The 14,163-nt window shown below is 65.6% G+C and carries 21 protein-coding genes; 20 read left to right on the plus strand and 1 reads right to left on the minus strand.

What is annotated here, in order from left to right:
* The first annotated feature begins 3 nt into the window (after positions 1-3).
* The 17 genes from rpsQ to rplQ all read left to right on the plus strand — a co-directional run bounded on the left by rpsQ (position 4) and on the right by rplQ (position 9,477).
* Positions 4-258, plus strand: a complete 255-nt coding sequence (gene rpsQ / locus DOL89_RS01930; protein WP_119677633.1) for a 30S ribosomal protein S17 — start codon at positions 4-6, stop codon at positions 256-258.
* A 12-nt stretch (positions 259-270) separates the two neighbouring features.
* Positions 271-639 carry a 50S ribosomal protein L14 gene (rplN, locus tag DOL89_RS01935; RefSeq protein WP_119677634.1) on the plus strand — a complete coding sequence of 123 codons (369 nt, stop codon included), beginning with the start codon at positions 271-273 and terminating at the stop codon, positions 637-639.
* Complete coding sequence (gene rplX / locus DOL89_RS01940) at positions 636-956, plus strand: 50S ribosomal protein L24 (protein WP_263973580.1); 321 nt, start codon at positions 636-638, stop codon at positions 954-956. The genes rplN and rplX overlap by 4 nt, the downstream gene beginning before the upstream one ends.
* 8 nt (positions 957-964) lie before the next feature.
* The gene (gene rplE, locus DOL89_RS01945; RefSeq protein ID WP_119677636.1) at positions 965-1,507 is read left to right on the plus strand and encodes a 50S ribosomal protein L5; all 543 of its coding nucleotides are present in this window, start codon (positions 965-967) and stop codon (positions 1,505-1,507) included.
* Between the two features lie 20 nt (positions 1,508-1,527).
* Positions 1,528-1,833, plus strand: a complete 306-nt coding sequence (rpsN, locus tag DOL89_RS01950; RefSeq protein ID WP_119677637.1) for a 30S ribosomal protein S14 — start codon at positions 1,528-1,530, stop codon at positions 1,831-1,833.
* A 16-nt stretch (positions 1,834-1,849) separates the two neighbouring features.
* On the plus strand, positions 1,850-2,248 hold the full coding sequence (gene rpsH, locus DOL89_RS01955) for a 30S ribosomal protein S8 (protein WP_119677638.1): 399 nt from the start codon (positions 1,850-1,852) through the stop codon (positions 2,246-2,248).
* A gap of 11 nt (positions 2,249-2,259) precedes the next feature.
* Positions 2,260-2,793 (plus strand): 50S ribosomal protein L6, encoded by a 534-nt coding sequence (rplF, locus tag DOL89_RS01960; RefSeq protein WP_119677639.1) that lies wholly within the window; start codon positions 2,260-2,262, stop codon positions 2,791-2,793.
* Between the two features lie 10 nt (positions 2,794-2,803).
* Positions 2,804-3,166 (plus strand): 50S ribosomal protein L18, encoded by a 363-nt coding sequence (gene rplR / locus DOL89_RS01965; RefSeq protein ID WP_162937273.1) that lies wholly within the window; start codon positions 2,804-2,806, stop codon positions 3,164-3,166.
* A gap of 10 nt (positions 3,167-3,176) precedes the next feature.
* Positions 3,177-3,767 carry a 30S ribosomal protein S5 gene (gene rpsE, locus DOL89_RS01970; RefSeq protein ID WP_119677640.1) on the plus strand — a complete coding sequence of 197 codons (591 nt, stop codon included), beginning with the start codon at positions 3,177-3,179 and terminating at the stop codon, positions 3,765-3,767.
* Positions 3,764-3,955 (plus strand): 50S ribosomal protein L30, encoded by a 192-nt coding sequence (gene rpmD / locus DOL89_RS01975; protein WP_119677641.1) that lies wholly within the window; start codon positions 3,764-3,766, stop codon positions 3,953-3,955. The genes rpsE and rpmD overlap by 4 nt, the downstream gene beginning before the upstream one ends.
* Before the next feature lie 36 nt (positions 3,956-3,991).
* Positions 3,992-4,471 carry a 50S ribosomal protein L15 gene (gene rplO, locus DOL89_RS01980; protein WP_119677642.1) on the plus strand — a complete coding sequence of 160 codons (480 nt, stop codon included), beginning with the start codon at positions 3,992-3,994 and terminating at the stop codon, positions 4,469-4,471.
* 144 nt (positions 4,472-4,615) lie between these two features.
* On the plus strand, positions 4,616-5,956 hold the full coding sequence (gene secY, locus DOL89_RS01985; protein ID WP_119677643.1) for a preprotein translocase subunit SecY: 1,341 nt from the start codon (positions 4,616-4,618) through the stop codon (positions 5,954-5,956).
* Positions 5,953-6,600: an adenylate kinase gene (locus DOL89_RS01990; RefSeq protein ID WP_119677644.1), complete on the plus strand. Its 648-nt coding sequence runs from the start codon at positions 5,953-5,955 to the stop codon at positions 6,598-6,600. The genes secY and DOL89_RS01990 overlap by 4 nt, the downstream gene beginning before the upstream one ends.
* Before the next feature lie 352 nt (positions 6,601-6,952).
* Entirely contained in the window at positions 6,953-7,321 is a 369-nt protein-coding gene (gene rpsM, locus DOL89_RS01995; protein ID WP_119677645.1) for a 30S ribosomal protein S13, read from the plus strand.
* Between the two features lie 12 nt (positions 7,322-7,333).
* Entirely contained in the window at positions 7,334-7,732 is a 399-nt protein-coding gene (gene rpsK, locus DOL89_RS02000; RefSeq protein ID WP_119677646.1) for a 30S ribosomal protein S11, read from the plus strand.
* A gap of 137 nt (positions 7,733-7,869) precedes the next feature.
* Positions 7,870-8,886, plus strand: a complete 1,017-nt coding sequence (locus DOL89_RS02005; protein WP_119677647.1) for a DNA-directed RNA polymerase subunit alpha — start codon at positions 7,870-7,872, stop codon at positions 8,884-8,886.
* Between the two features lie 165 nt (positions 8,887-9,051).
* Positions 9,052-9,477, plus strand: coding sequence for a 50S ribosomal protein L17 (rplQ, locus tag DOL89_RS02010; RefSeq protein WP_119677648.1), 426 nt, complete (start codon positions 9,052-9,054; stop codon positions 9,475-9,477).
* A 75-nt stretch (positions 9,478-9,552) separates the two neighbouring features.
* On the opposite strand, the gene DOL89_RS02015 is transcribed toward rplQ, so the two are convergent.
* Complete coding sequence (locus tag DOL89_RS02015) at positions 9,553-10,245, minus strand: aspartate/glutamate racemase family protein (protein WP_119677649.1); 693 nt, start codon at positions 10,243-10,245, stop codon at positions 9,553-9,555.
* A 479-nt stretch (positions 10,246-10,724) separates the two neighbouring features.
* On the opposite strand from DOL89_RS02015, the gene DOL89_RS02025 reads away from it, so the two are divergent.
* From DOL89_RS02025 to DOL89_RS02035, 3 genes are all read left to right on the plus strand, one after another.
* The gene (locus DOL89_RS02025) at positions 10,725-12,161 is read left to right on the plus strand and encodes a DegQ family serine endoprotease (RefSeq protein WP_225889857.1); all 1,437 of its coding nucleotides are present in this window, start codon (positions 10,725-10,727) and stop codon (positions 12,159-12,161) included.
* 74 nt (positions 12,162-12,235) lie between these two features.
* Positions 12,236-13,531 (plus strand): replication-associated recombination protein A, encoded by a 1,296-nt coding sequence (locus tag DOL89_RS02030; RefSeq protein WP_119680176.1) that lies wholly within the window; start codon positions 12,236-12,238, stop codon positions 13,529-13,531.
* 47 nt (positions 13,532-13,578) lie between these two features.
* The gene (locus DOL89_RS02035; RefSeq protein WP_119677651.1) at positions 13,579-14,157 is read left to right on the plus strand and encodes a peroxidase-related enzyme; all 579 of its coding nucleotides are present in this window, start codon (positions 13,579-13,581) and stop codon (positions 14,155-14,157) included.
* Positions 14,158-14,163: the final 6 nt, after the last annotated feature.

Here is a 14,163-nt window from a genome sequence, read left to right on the forward strand (position 1 = left end):
GGAATGCCCCGTCGCGTTCTGCAGGGTACTGTCGTGAGCGACAAGGGCGACAAGACGATTGTCGTCCTGGTCGAGCGTCGCGTCATGCACCCGCTCTACAAGAAGTTCATCAAGCAGTCCAAGAAGTACGCCGCCCACGACGAGGCGAACGCGCACAAGATCGGCGATACCGTCCAGATCATCGAGTGCGCGCCGATCTCCAAGCGGAAGCGGTGGACTGTCGTGACCGAGGCCGCTCAGGCGGCATCCGCTGAATAAGGAAAGCATCACATGATTCAGATGCAAACCAACCTGGAGGTCGCGGACAACAGCGGCGCGCGCCGGGTGCAGTGCATCAAGGTGCTGGGCGGCGCCGGGCGCCGCTTCGCATCGGTGGGCGACATCATCGTCGTCTCCGTCAAGGAGGCGATTCCGCGTGGCCGCGTGAAGAAGGGTGACGTGCATCGCGCCGTCATCGTCCGCACGGCCAAGGAGATCCGCCGCACCGATGGCACCGCCATCCGCTTCGACCGCAACGCCGCCGTGCTGATCAACAAGCAGGGCGAGCCGATCGGGACCCGCATCTTCGGGCCCGTGACCCGCGAGCTGCGCGCGAAGAAGTACATGAAGATCATCAGCCTGGCGCCGGAGGTGCTCTGATGGCCGCGAAGATCCGCAAGGGCGACAAGGTCGCCGTGCTGACCGGCAAGGACAAGGGCAAGACCGGTGAGGTCATTGAGGTCCTGCCGACCGAGAACCGCGTGAAGGTCCGGGGTGTGAACCTGGTGAAGAAGCACCAGCGCCAGACCCAGTTCCAGCAGGGCGGCATCGTGGAGATCGAGGCTCCGCTGCACGTTTCCAACGTGGCGCACATCGATCCCAAGACCAACAAGCCGACCCGTGTCGGCTTCCGGACCCTGGAAGACGGCCGCAAGGTCCGTTTCGCCAAGGGCTCCGGCGAAGTCATCGATGTGTGAGGCGCGCCATGGCTGCTCGACTTAAAGATCATTATGAGAAGGTCGTCCGCGGGAAGCTGAAGGAAGAATTCGGCTACGCGAACGACATGATGGTGCCGCGCCTGGATAAGATCGTGATCAACATCGGCGTCGGTGAGGCCGTTGGCGACAGCAAGAAGATCCAGGCCGCCGTGTCCGAACTCGCCGCCATCTCCGGCCAGAAGCCGGTGGTGACCAAGGCCCGGAAGTCCATCGCCCAGTTCAAGCTGCGCGAAGGCATGCCGATCGGCTGCAAGGTGACCCTGCGCCGCGACCGCATGTACGAGTTCCTCGACCGTCTGGTGACGATTGCCCTGCCGCGTGTCCGCGACTTCCGCGGCATCCCGGGCAACAGCTTCGACGGCCGTGGCAACTACGCCATGGGTCTGAAAGAGCAGATCATCTTCCCCGAAATCGACTACGACAAAGTCGATGGCATCCGGGGCATGGACATCATTTTCGTCACCACGGCGAAGACCGACAAGGAGGCCAAGAGCCTTCTGAAGGCCTTCGACATGCCGTTCGCCGGCTGAGTGGCAGGAGGTATCTGACCATGGCGAAGACTAGCGCCGTCGAGAAGAACAAGCGCCGCGCCCGTATGGCGAAGCAGCAGGCTCCGAAGCGGAACGCCCTCAAGGCGATCGCCCGGAACCGCGAGCTGCCGCCCGAGGAGCGCTTTGCCGCTGTTCTCAAGCTTGCCGAACTGCCGCGCAACGGTAGCAAGGTCCGCGTCCGCAATCGCTGCGAGATGACGGGCCGGCCGCGCGCCACGTACCGCAAGTTCCGCCTCTCCCGTGTCATCCTGCGCGATCTGGCCCATGCCGGCCAGATCCCGGGCATGACCAAGTCCAGCTGGTAATTGGAGGATCGGGGTAATGTCTCTGAGCGATCCCCTGGGCGATATGCTGACCCGTATTCGTAACGGTCAGAAGGCCCGTATGCAGGCGGTCGTGAGCCCGGCCTCCAAGCTTCGCACCAACGTTCTCGAGGTGTTGAAGCGCGAAGGTTACATCCGCGGCTACACGGTGGACGACGTCCGTCCCGGTGTGAAGAACCTTCGCATCGAGCTGAAGTATCACGAGGGCGAGCCGGTCATTAAGGAGATCCACCGGGTCTCCAAGCCGGGCCGCCGCGTCTATTCGAAGATCGCCGATCTGACCCGTTTCTATAACGGGCTCGGCATCTCGATCCTGTCGACGCCGCGTGGCGTCATGTCCGATGCGGAAGCCCGCGCCGCCAATGTCGGCGGCGAGGTCCTCTGCAAAGTGTTCTAAGGAGTGCGGCCATGTCGCGTATCGGAAAGCATCCGGTGCCCGTCCCGGCCGGCGTGACCGTCACGGTCACCGGTCAAACGGTCACCGCCAAGGGCAAGCTGGGCCAGCTCAGCGCCGTCCTTGTCGACGAGATCCTGGCAAAGCTGGAGGACGGCCATGTCGTCATCCAGCCGCGCAACGATAGCGTCCGCGCTCGTCAGAACTGGGCCACGCAGCGCACCGTGGTGAACAACCTGGTGAACGGTGTGAACACCGGCTTCACCCGGAACCTCGAGATCAATGGCGTCGGCTACAAGGCCGCCGTGCAGGGCAAGGAGCTCGTGCTGAACCTCGGTTTCAGCCACGACATCCGCTACCCGATCCCTGAGGGAATCACCATCAAGTGCGACCGCCCGACCGCGGTGTCCATCTCGGGCGCCGACAAGCAGCAGGTCGGCCAGATCGCCGCGGAGATCCGTTCGTATCGTCCCCCCGAGCCCTACAAGGGCAAGGGCGTGAAGTACGATAACGAAGTGATCATCCGCAAAGAAGGCAAGAAGAAGTAAGGCGGACGACATGACCAAGCAGATGGATCTCAACGAGCGGCGCAAGCAGCGCGTCCGCGCCCGGATCCGGAAGTTCGCTGGCGGTCGCCCGCGGCTTTCCGTATTCCGGTCCAGCAAGCACATCTATGCCCAGATCATCGACGACACGGCGGGCCACACGCTCGCCGCGGCGTCCACCCTCGACAAGGACCTGCGGGATGCCTTGAAGACGGGTGCCGATATCGACGCGGCGAAGGCTGTCGGCAAGCTGATTGCCGAGCGCGCCACCGCGAAGGGCGTGAAGGACGTGGTGTTCGATCGCGGCGCTTACATCTTCCATGGCCGGGTCAAGGCCTTGGCCGATGCCGCGCGCGAAGCCGGCCTGCAGTTCTAAGGGGATAGATATGGCACGGAATGAGAGGGACGGCGGGTCCGAGCGCGGTCGCGATCGTGATCGCACTCCGCGCGAGCGCGAGGAGAGCGAGCTCGTAGAAAAGCTCGTCGGTATCAACCGCGTCGCCAAGGTGGTGAAGGGCGGCCGTCGCTTCGGCTTCGCCGCCATCGTCGTCGTCGGCGATGCAAAGGGCCGCGTCGGCGTCGGCGCCGGCAAGGCGCGTGAGGTCCCGGAGGCCATTCGCAAGGCCACCGACCAGGCCAAGCGCTCCATGATCCGCGTGCCGCTGCGCGAAGGCCGCACGCTGCACCATGACGTGTCGGGCCATTTCGGCGCCGGTCGCGTGGTGCTGCGCGCTGCCCCGGCCGGTACCGGCATCATCGCCGGCGGTCCGATGCGCGCGATCTTCGAGGCTCTGGGCGTGCAGGATGTGGTGACCAAGTCGGTCGGCACCTCCAACCCGCACAACATGATCAAGGCGACCTTCGACGCTCTGGCGCATTGCGTCAGCCCGCGGGCCGTGGCGGCCCGTCGTGGTCGCCGCGTCAGCGACATCCTCGGCAAGCGCGAGGGTGACGTTAAGGAAGGGGCTGCGGCATGAGCACGAAGAACACCATCGTCGTGACCCAGATCGGCAGCCCGATCGGTCGCAAGTCCGACCAGCGGGCGACCCTGATCGGTCTCGGTCTCAACAAGCTGCACCGCACCCGTGAGCTGGAGGATACTCCGGCTGTCCGCGGGATGATCTACAAGGTGCAGCACCTCGTGCGCGTCGAGGAGGCCTCGTAAGAGGCTTCCCCGATACGGCTTGAAGGAAACAGAACCATGAAGCTCAACGATCTTCGCGACAACCCGGGCGCCCGCAAGGAGCGTACCCGTGTCGGTCGCGGCATCGGCTCCGGCAAGGGCAAGACCGGCGGCCGCGGCGTGAAGGGTCAGAAGTCCCGTACCGGCGTGTCCATCCGGGGCTTCGAAGGCGGTCAGATGCCGCTGCACCGCCGTCTACCGAAGCGCGGGTTCAAGAACCCGTTCTCGAAGGACTACGCGGTCGTCAATCTCGGCACCATTCAGAAGGCCATCGATGCCGGTCGCCTGAATGCCGGCGAGACGGTCACCCACGAGGTGCTGAACAAGCTCGGTCTGGTGAGCGAGGCCCGTGACGGCCTGCGCCTGCTGGCCAAGGGCACGCTGACCTCCGCCGTCACCTTCGAGGTGGCTGGCGCATCCGCCGCGGCCATGGCCGCGGTGGAGAAGGCTGGCGGCAAGGTCAATCTGACCGCCGTTCCGGCCGCTGCCGCCGAGTAAGCAGGATAACGGCCGGCGCTTGAATTCAGGCGTCGGCCGTCTTCTATTCCGGTGGCCATTCTTTTTGGCATTCGACCTGTACGATGGTATGCCCCGTCGGCGATCCCCACCGGGCGGTCCCTGGGGCGATAAGGATCTCCGCACATGGCATCAGCCGCCGAGCAGCTTGCCGCGAATATTAATTTCGGTGCCTTCGCCAAGGCGACCGAACTGAAGAAGCGCATCTGGTTCACGCTGGGTGCGCTCATCGTCTATCGGCTGGGCACCTATATTCCGCTGCCCGGCATCGATGCCGGCGCCTTCGCGCAGTTCTTCCAGCAGCAGGCCGGCGGCATTCTGGGCATGTTCAACATGTTCGCCGGCGGCGCCGTCGAGCGCATGAGCATTTTCGCGCTCAACATCATGCCCTACATCTCCGCCTCCATCATCATCCAGCTCATGACGGCTGTTTCGCCGTCGTTGGAGCAGTTGAAGAAGGAAGGCGAGTCGGGCCGCAAGCGGCTCAACCAGTACACCCGCTACCTGACCGTCCTGCTGGCCCTGGTGCAGTCTTATGGCCTTGCCGTGGGGCTCGAGGGAATGGGCAGCGCCGGCAGCAGCGTGGTCATCGATGCCGGCTGGATGTTCCGCGCCTCGACCGTGATCACGATGGTCGGCGGCACCATGTTCCTGATGTGGTTGGGCGAGCAGATCACCGCCCGCGGCGTCGGCAACGGCATTTCGCTGATCATCTTCTCCGGCATCGTGGCTGCCCTGCCGGGCGCGTTCGCGCAGATGCTGGAACTGGGGCGCACCGGCGCCATGAGCGTCGGCTTCATCATCTTCATGCTGGTCATGGCCGTGGCCGTGATCGCCTTCATCGTGTTCATGGAGCGGGCACAGCGCCGGCTGCTGGTCCAGTATCCCAAGCGCCAGGTCGGCAACCGCATGTTCGGCGGCGAATCCTCGCACCTTCCGCTGAAGCTGAACACGGCCGGCGTGATCCCGCCGATCTTCGCCTCCTCGCTGCTGCTGCTGCCGCTGACCATGGCGCAGTTCGCCGGCCAGCAGGGCGGATGGATGGGGCAGGTGGCCGCCTATGTGCAGCATGGTCAGCCGCTCTACATGCTGCTCTACGCCGCCCTGATCATCTTCTTCTGCTTCTTCTACACGGCAATCGTCTTCAATCCGACGGAGACGGCGGAAAATCTGAAGAAGTATGGCGGCTTCATTCCGGGCATCCGTCCCGGCAAGAACACCGCAGACTACCTGGACTATGTGTTGACCCGGCTGACCGTGATCGGCGCGGCGTACCTCACCGTCGTGTGCCTGTTGCCTGAATTCCTCATCGCGGAATACGGCTTCATGTTCTACTTCGGCGGTACGAGCCTGCTGATCGTGGTGACGGTGACCCTGGACACAGTGGCGCAGATACACTCTCACCTCTTGGCTCACCAGTACGAAGGGCTTATCAAGAAAGCCAAACTTCGCGGGAGACGAGGATGAACCTGATTCTGCTGGGGCCGCCCGGCGCGGGGAAGGGAACGCAGGCGCAACGCCTTCAGGCCAAGTACGGCATGGTGCAGCTCTCCACGGGCGACATGCTTCGGGCCGTCGTGAAGAGCGGCACGCCGCTCGGGCAGAAGGCGGACTCGATCATGAAGGCCGGCCAACTTGTGCCGGACGAGGTCATGATCGAGATGATCTCCAACCGGATCGATGAGCCGGATGCCAAGGGCGGCTTCATCCTCGACGGCTTCCCCCGGACCGTGGTGCAGGCGGAAGCGCTGGACCGGATGCTGGAGGAGAAGGGGCTGAAGCTTCACCACGTCATCGAGATGGTGGTGGACGACACGGCCCTGACGGAACGCATCACAGGGCGCTTCACCTGCGCCAAGTGCGGGACCGGCTATCACGACAGCTTCAAGCGGCCGGCGGTGGAGAACACCTGCGACGTCTGCGGCTCTCATGAGTTCATGCGCCGCGCGGACGACAATGCGGAGACCGTCGGCAAGCGGCTGGAGGCGTACCACAAGCAGACCGCGCCCATTCTGCCCTATTACGCGGGCCGGGGCGTCCTGAAGCAGGTGGACGGCATGGCGGAGATCGACGAAGTCACGCGTCAGATCGAGACCATCATTCAGTCTTGAGGAATTGGCCCCGGAGAGAGGGGGCTGAAGGATTGCGCGGCCTGCGTCTACCGCATTGGTGGCAGGGCTGCGCAATTGGTTGACGGGGAGCGCGGCTTGGCTATACTCGCCGCCTTCGATCCCCAGGGACCGAGAGTGAGGACCGTCCGCATCATGCCCCCTGGCGATCTGCCGGGGCCAGGCAGGGTGGCGGGCGTGTTTGGTTTGGGTTTCCCCTTTAGGGGTTTCCTACGGTTGAGATGTCCCGAAGGCCGCTGGCCCGCCCTCTCCGGCGGGCGGATGGTCAGGCGGGGCGTGGACGTAGATCCGGCGCGGAGTGCCTCCGCGCCGCATTGAAACGAGGAGACTGCGCGTGGCGCGTATCGCTGGCGTCAACATCCCCACGCAGAAGCGTGTGGTGATCGCCCTTCAGTACATTCATGGCATCGGCGCGAAGTTCGCGACCGAGATCTGCGGCAAGGTCGGCATCCCCGCCGATCGCCGGGTTCATCAGCTGACCGACGACGAGGTGCTCCGCATCCGTGAGGTCATCGACGCCGACTACCGCGTCGAGGGCGATCTCCGTCGCCAGGTCGCTATGAACATCAAGCGGCTCATGGACATGGCCTGCTACCGTGGTCTGCGTCACCGTAAGAACCTGCCGGTTCGCGGTCAGCGCACCCACACCAACGCCCGTACCCGCAAGGGTCCGGCGAAGCCGATCGCCGGCAAGAAGAAGTAAGGATCAGCAGCCATGGCAAAGCCGTCCGCTTCCGCCGCGCGCGTCCGTCGCCGCGAGCGCAAGAACATTACTGCCGGCGTCGCGCATGTGAACGCCAGCTTCAACAACACCATGATCACCATCACCGACGCCCAGGGGAACACCATCTCCTGGTCCTCGTCCGGCATGATGGGCTTCAAGGGTTCCCGTAAGTCCACGCCCTATGCCGCCCAGATGGCGGCCGAGGACGCCGGCCGCAAGGCCCAGGAGCACGGGATGAAGACCCTTGAGGTTGAGGTGAAGGGTCCGGGTTCGGGCCGCGAGTCCGCCCTGCGCGCGCTGCAGGCCGTGGGCTTTCAGATCACCTCGATCCGCGACGTGACGCCGATCCCGCACAACGGCGTTCGCCCGCCGAAGAAGCGTCGCGTCTGATCCTGCGCGCTTGAGAGGTTCCATCCGGAACGCCGCCGCCCCGGGAAAGCCGTCCGCCTGCCATCGCGGACGGGAAAGCATTGGGGCGGCGGGGTTCCGTTTGGCCGTGAACACCCAGATGGCATGAGGTTTCGACCGTGATCCAGAAGAACTGGCAGACCCTCGAGAAGCCCAGCAAGCTCGACATCACCCCCGGCAACAACCCGAAGCGCGAAGCGACCATCGTCGCCGGCCCGCTGGAGCGCGGCTTCGGCCTGACGCTCGGAAACTCGCTGCGCCGCGTGCTGCTGTCGTCGCTACAGGGTGCCGCTGTCACCGCCATTCACATCGACGGCGTGCTGCACGAGTTCTCCTCCATCCCCGGCGTCCGTGAGGACGTGACCGATATCGTCCTGAACATCAAGGCCATGGCGCTGAAGATGGGCGGCGACGTGCCGAAGCGTCTGCGTCTCCGGGCCGAAGGCCCGTGCGAAGTGACCGCCGGCATGATCGAGACGGTTGCCGACATCGAGGTGCTGGACCCCGGCCACGTGATCTGCACCCTGGATGCTGGCGCCCGCCTGAACATGGAGCTGACGGTCGCCACGGGTAAGGGCTACGTCCCGGCATCGCTGAACCGTCCGGAAGATGCGCCGATCGGGCTGATCCCGGTCGACTCGATCTTCTCCCCGGTGAAGAAGGTCGCCTACAAGGTCGAGAACACCCGCGTTGGCCAGACCACCGACTACGACAAGCTGTCGCTGACGGTGGAGACCAACGGCGCTGTCACGCCGGACGACGCGGTGGCCATTGCCGCCCGCATCCTGCAGGACCAGCTGCAGATGTTCATCAACTTCGAGGAGCCGCAGGCCGCCGTGGCCGAGGCCACGAAGGACGAGATCCCGTTCAACAAGAATCTGCTGCGCAAGGTGGACGAGCTGGAGCTGTCGGTCCGCTCCGCCAACTGCCTGAAGAACGACAACATCGTCTATATCGGCGATCTGGTGCAGAAGACCGAGGCGGAGATGCTCCGCACCCCGAACTTCGGCCGCAAGTCGCTGAACGAGATCAAGGAAGTGCTGGCCCAGATGGGTCTGCACCTCGGTATGGAGATCCCGAACTGGCCGCCCGAGAACATCGAGGATCTGGCCAAGCGTCTGGAAGAGCCGTACTGAGCCTTGTTGAAATCGGGGCGCGCGGGCTGATGCCCGCGTGATCCGATAGTTTGCGTACCGGGCCGCCCAGGCCCACCCCCGCCGTGCAGGCCCCTCCGGGTCAGGGCGTGCGGGGATCACCATCGGCGCTCCCCTTGGGAGGCCAAGCCATGAAGGAGAGCAACCATGCGTCACGGTGTAGCCGGGCGTAAATTCAACCGCACCACCTCCCACCGTCTCGCCATGTTCTCCAACATGGCGAACGCGCTGATCAAGCATGAGCAGATCAAGACCACCCTGCCCAAGGCGAAGGACCTCCGCCCGGTGGTGGAGCGTCTGATCACCCTCGGCAAGAAGGGCGGCCTCGCCAACCGTCGTCTGGCCTATGCGCACCTGCGCGACCACGACATGGTGACCAAGCTGTTCAGCGTGATCGCCGATCGCTACAAGGACCGCAACGGTGGCTACACCCGCGTCCTGAAGGCCGGCTTCCGCTATGGCGATGCCGCCCCGATGGCGGTGATCGAGCTGGTCGACCGCGATCCGGCCGCCAAGGGCCTGGACAGCGGCCCGACCGCCGAGCAGGTGGAAGAGACCGAGGAGCAGGCCTGAACCAGGGCCTGATCCCCGCGGATCGATAGAAACCGCGCCCCGGCACATGCCGCGGGCGCGGTTTTCTTTTGTGGGTCAGCCGGCGAGCGCGAAGTCCAGCGCCGCGGCGCAGTGGAGTGCGGTGGTGTCGAAGACCGGCAGGTCGGTATGCTCCGGACCGATCAGGAGGCCAACCTCCGTGCAGCCCAGGATGACGCCGTCGGCGCCGTCCCGGCGGAGGGTCTCGATGAGTTCCAGGTACGCGGCCCGACTCTCATCCCGGACGATCCCCTGGCACAGCTCCTCATAGATGATCCGGTGGACCAGTGTACGTCCGGCGTCGTCCGGCGTGATCGGGTTCACGCCGCCGGCGCGGAGCCGCTCCCGGTAGAAGTCCTGCTCCATAGTGTAGCGGGTGGCCAGAAGGGCAGGGCGGCGGACTCCGGCATCCACGCACGCCGCCGCGGTCACGTCGGCGATGTGGATCAACGGCAAGCCAGCTGCCGCTTCCACTTCGGCCGCCATGCGGTGCATGGTGTTGGTACAGATCACGACGGCCTCGGCACCGGCGCGGCGCAGGGCAGCGCCAGCCTCCTCCATGCGGGCGGTCAGGCCGTCCCAGTCCCCGGACGCCTGAAGCGCGGCGATCTCCGCGAAGTCCACGGACCAGAGGATGAGCCGAGCGGAATGGAGCCCGCCCAGCCGCTCCCGCGCTAACCGGTTCAGCAGGCGGTAGTAGATGGCGGTGCTTTCCCAGCTCATCCCGCCGATCAATCCCAAGGTGCGCATGGCCCAGCCTGTCGTTGCATCGCTTCGTATGGGGGTAGCAGACCTGAGGCCTCTTTGCATCAGGCACAGGATCGCCAGCCCTGTTCATGGCTGGAATACTTGCGGGTCGATGCAGCGGCGCGCTATGCGGAATGATCCATCATCGAAGGGTATCTGCCGATGCTTGCCCGCCTCATTGCCGCTTCCGCTCTCTGCGCTGCCGTGTTGACGGGCTGCATGGCCACGCCGGCAGAGCGGGAGAAGCAGACCCAAGGGCTCGACCCGCGCAAGGCCTGCATCGCCGCCTGTAACCGGGCAGCCGCCATCTGTGCGGACCAGCGTTCGGCCCAGTCGTCGGGGGCACTCACGGCCCCGCAGGAATATGGGATGACGGCCGTGTGCAATTCAGAACTGCGGCAGTGCCTCACGGGCTGCGGCGGGGGCGGCTGACAGGCAGCGGGGACTTCCGCCCGCGGGCGGGGCCGCTTACATTCACCGGCATGATGAAGACCCGTTCCATTCTCCGGGCCGGTGCGGCCGTCCTGGCGCTCAGCCTTGCGATGCCGATTCCGGTCCAGCCGACCTATGCCCAATCGCGCGCGGTCCCGCAGAGCCGGGAGCAGATCACCCTGTCCTTCGCGCCTGTGGTGAAGCAGGCATCGCCGGCAGTGGTGAACATCTATACCCGCCGCACCGTGCGCCAGCGCGTATCGCCCTTCATGGACGACCCGGTGTTCCGGCGCTTCTTCGGCGAGTCCTTCAGCTTCGGTGTGCCGCGGGAGAGGGTGGAAGGTTCGCTCGGCTCCGGCGTGATCGTGGCGGCGGACGGGCTGGTGGTCACCAACGCCCATGTGGTGAAGGGCAGCGACGAGATCACCGTGGTGCTGAACGACCGGCGGGAATTCCCGGCCAAGGTGGAAACGGTGGATGAACGGGTGGATCTGGCCGTCCTACGCATCGAGGCGGATGGGGAGAAGCTGCCCTTCCTGGAGTTCGGCGAGTCGGACGATCTGGAGGTCGGCGATCTGGTCCTGGCGATCGGGAATCCGTTCGGTGTCGGCCAGACGGTAACCAGCGGCATTGTCTCCGCGCTTGCGCGCACCGCAGTCGGCGTCTCGGACTATAATTTCTTCATTCAGACGGATGCCGCTGTGAACCCAGGCAATTCCGGGGGCGCGCTGATCACGATGGACGGGCGATTGGTCGGCATCAACACCGCGATCTACTCCCGATCCGGCGGCAGCATCGGTATCGGCTTCGCCATTCCGGCCGCCATGGTGCGTACCGTGGTGGATGCGGTGCGGGCCGGGGGCAAGCTGGTGCGGCCCTGGATCGGCGCGGACGGGCAGGCGGTCACGGCCGATCTCGCCCACACGCTCGGCCTGTCCCGTCCGGCTGGCGTGCTGATCAATGAAATCCGTGCGCGGGGACCGGCGGAGAAGGCGGGGCTGCGGGTCGGCGACGTGGTCACCGCCGTCAATGGCCGGTCGGTCGATGATCCGGAGGCCATGCGCTACCGGGTCGCCACCTTGCCGGTCGGCGGCTCCGCCACGCTGACGGTGATCCGCGACGGGCGGGAGCAGAAGCTCAACCTGGCCCTGATCGCCCCGCCGGAGGACCCGCCGCGGGACCTGACGCTGCTGGACGGCCGCCACCCCCTGGTCGGGGCGGAGGTGGCGAACCTCAACCCCGCTTTGGTGGAGGAGATGCGATTCGACGAGGGCGTGGGGACGGAAGGCGTGGTGGTCATGCAGGTAGCGCCCCGCACGCCGGCCGCCAGCCTGGGCCTGCGGCCCGGCGACGTGGTGCTGCGGGTCAATGCCACCGACATCGGCCGGGTGCAGGACCTCCGCCATATCCTGGACAGCCGGAGCCGATCCTGGACCATCTCCGTCCGGCGCAACGGCCGGGTCATGACCACGACCATCGGCGGCTGAACCAACCGAAGCTGGCGCGGCCGTGGGCAGGATCGGCTATGCTGGGCGCCGACCGTAGACGAGATGCCCGAGCCATGGCCGCCACCCTGTTCGAAGCTGACGCCCCCCGCCCGCTGGCCGACCGGCTGCGGCCCCGGACCATTGCCGAGGTGGTGGGGCAGGAGCATCTGCTGAAGCCGGACGGCCCCATCGGCCGGCAGCTCGCGGCGCGACGCCTGTCCTCCATGATCCTGTGGGGGCCGCCCGGCTGCGGCAAGACCACCATCGCGCGCCTGCTGGCCCAGAGCACCGACCTGTATTTCGAGCCGCTGTCGGCCATCTTCACCGGCGTAGCCGACCTGCGGAAGGTCTTCGAGGCGGCGAAGCAGCGGCGCATCGGCGGGCAGGGCACGCTGCTGTTCATCGATGAGATCCACCGCTTCAACCGCTCCCAGCAGGATGGCTTCCTGCCCTATGTGGAGGATGGCACCGTCACGCTGGTGGGGGCGACGACGGAGAATCCCAGCTTCGAGCTGAACGCTGCGCTGCTGTCCCGCGCCCAGGTCTTCGTGCTGAACCGGCTGGACGAGGCGGCGCTGGAAAAGCTGCTGGGCCGGGCGGAGGCGGAGATGGAGCGACCCCTGCCGCTGGAGGCCGATGCCCGCACGGCGCTGAAAGCCATGGCCGACGGTGACGGGCGCTACTGCCTGAACCTGTGCGAGGAGTTGTTCCAGCTTCCCGAAGGCACGGTGCTGGACACGGCCGGGCTGACGGCGGCGGTGCAGCGGCGCATGCCCCTCTACGACAAGGCGCAGGAGGGGCATTACAACCTGATCTCCGCCCTGCACAAATCGTTGCGCGGGTCCGACACGGATGCGGCGCTGTACTGGTTCGCGCGCATGCTGGCGGGCGGGGAGCACCCCCGCTACATCGCGCGCCGGCTGGTTCGTTTCGCATCCGAGGATATCGGCCTGGCCGATCCCAACGCGCTGGTCCAGGCCCTGGCCGCCTGGGACACCTATGAGCGGCTGGGCAGCCCGGAGGGGGAGCTGGCCATCGTCCAGTGCGTGATCTATCTCGGCACCGCGCCGAAATCCAACGCGGCCTATACCGCCTACAAGCAGGCGGTGCGCGCGGCCAAGGAGACCGGCAGCCTGATGCCGCCCAAGCACATCCTGAACGCGCCGACCAAGCTGATGAAGCAGATCGGCTACGGCAAGGGCTACGAGTACGACCACGATACGGAGGACGGATTCTCCGGCCAGGACTATTTCCCGGAGGAGATGGGGCGGCGGGAGTTCTACAAGCCGGTGGAGCGCGGCTTCGAGCGGGACATCAAGAAGCGGCTGGAATACTGGGCGAAGCTGCGGGCGCAGCGACCGCGGGAGTAGCTTCCGCCAGGGCCGCATAACAAGCACGAAAACAGGGAGGAACGTTCATGACCCAGCCTGTCCAGGCGCCGATCAGCCGATTCCCCGTCCCCGCCTTGTCGGAAATGCCGGAGGATATCCGGGAACGGCTGCTGGCCGTCCAGGAGAAGTCGGGCTTCATCCCCAACGTCTTCCTGGTCCTGGCGCGCCGCCCGGAGGAGTTCCGCGCCTTCTTCGCCTATCACGACGCGCTGATGGACAAGCCGGGCAATCTGACCAAGGCGGAGCGCGAGATGATCGTGGTCGCCACCAGCAACGCGAACCAGTGCCAGTACTGCGTGGTCGCGCATGGCGCGATCCTGCGCATCCGGGCGAAGAATCCCCTGATCGCGGACCAGATCGCCATCAACTACCGCAAGGCCGACATCACGCCCCGCCAGAAGGCGATGCTGGATTTCGCCATGAAGGTCGCCTTCGAGGCCCATGCCGTGGGCGAGAACGACCATGCCGCACTGGCCCGGCATGGCTTCGACATGGAGGATGCGTGGGACATCGCCGCCATCGCGGCCTTCTTCGGCATGTCGAACCGCATGGCGAACGTCACCAGCATGCGGCCGAACGACGAGTTCTATGCGTTGGGCCGATAGGGCCGG

Origin of the sequence: Indioceanicola profundi, from assembly GCF_003568845.1 — a bacterium.
GTDB classification, from domain to species: Bacteria; Pseudomonadota; Alphaproteobacteria; order Azospirillales; family Azospirillaceae; genus Indioceanicola; species Indioceanicola profundi.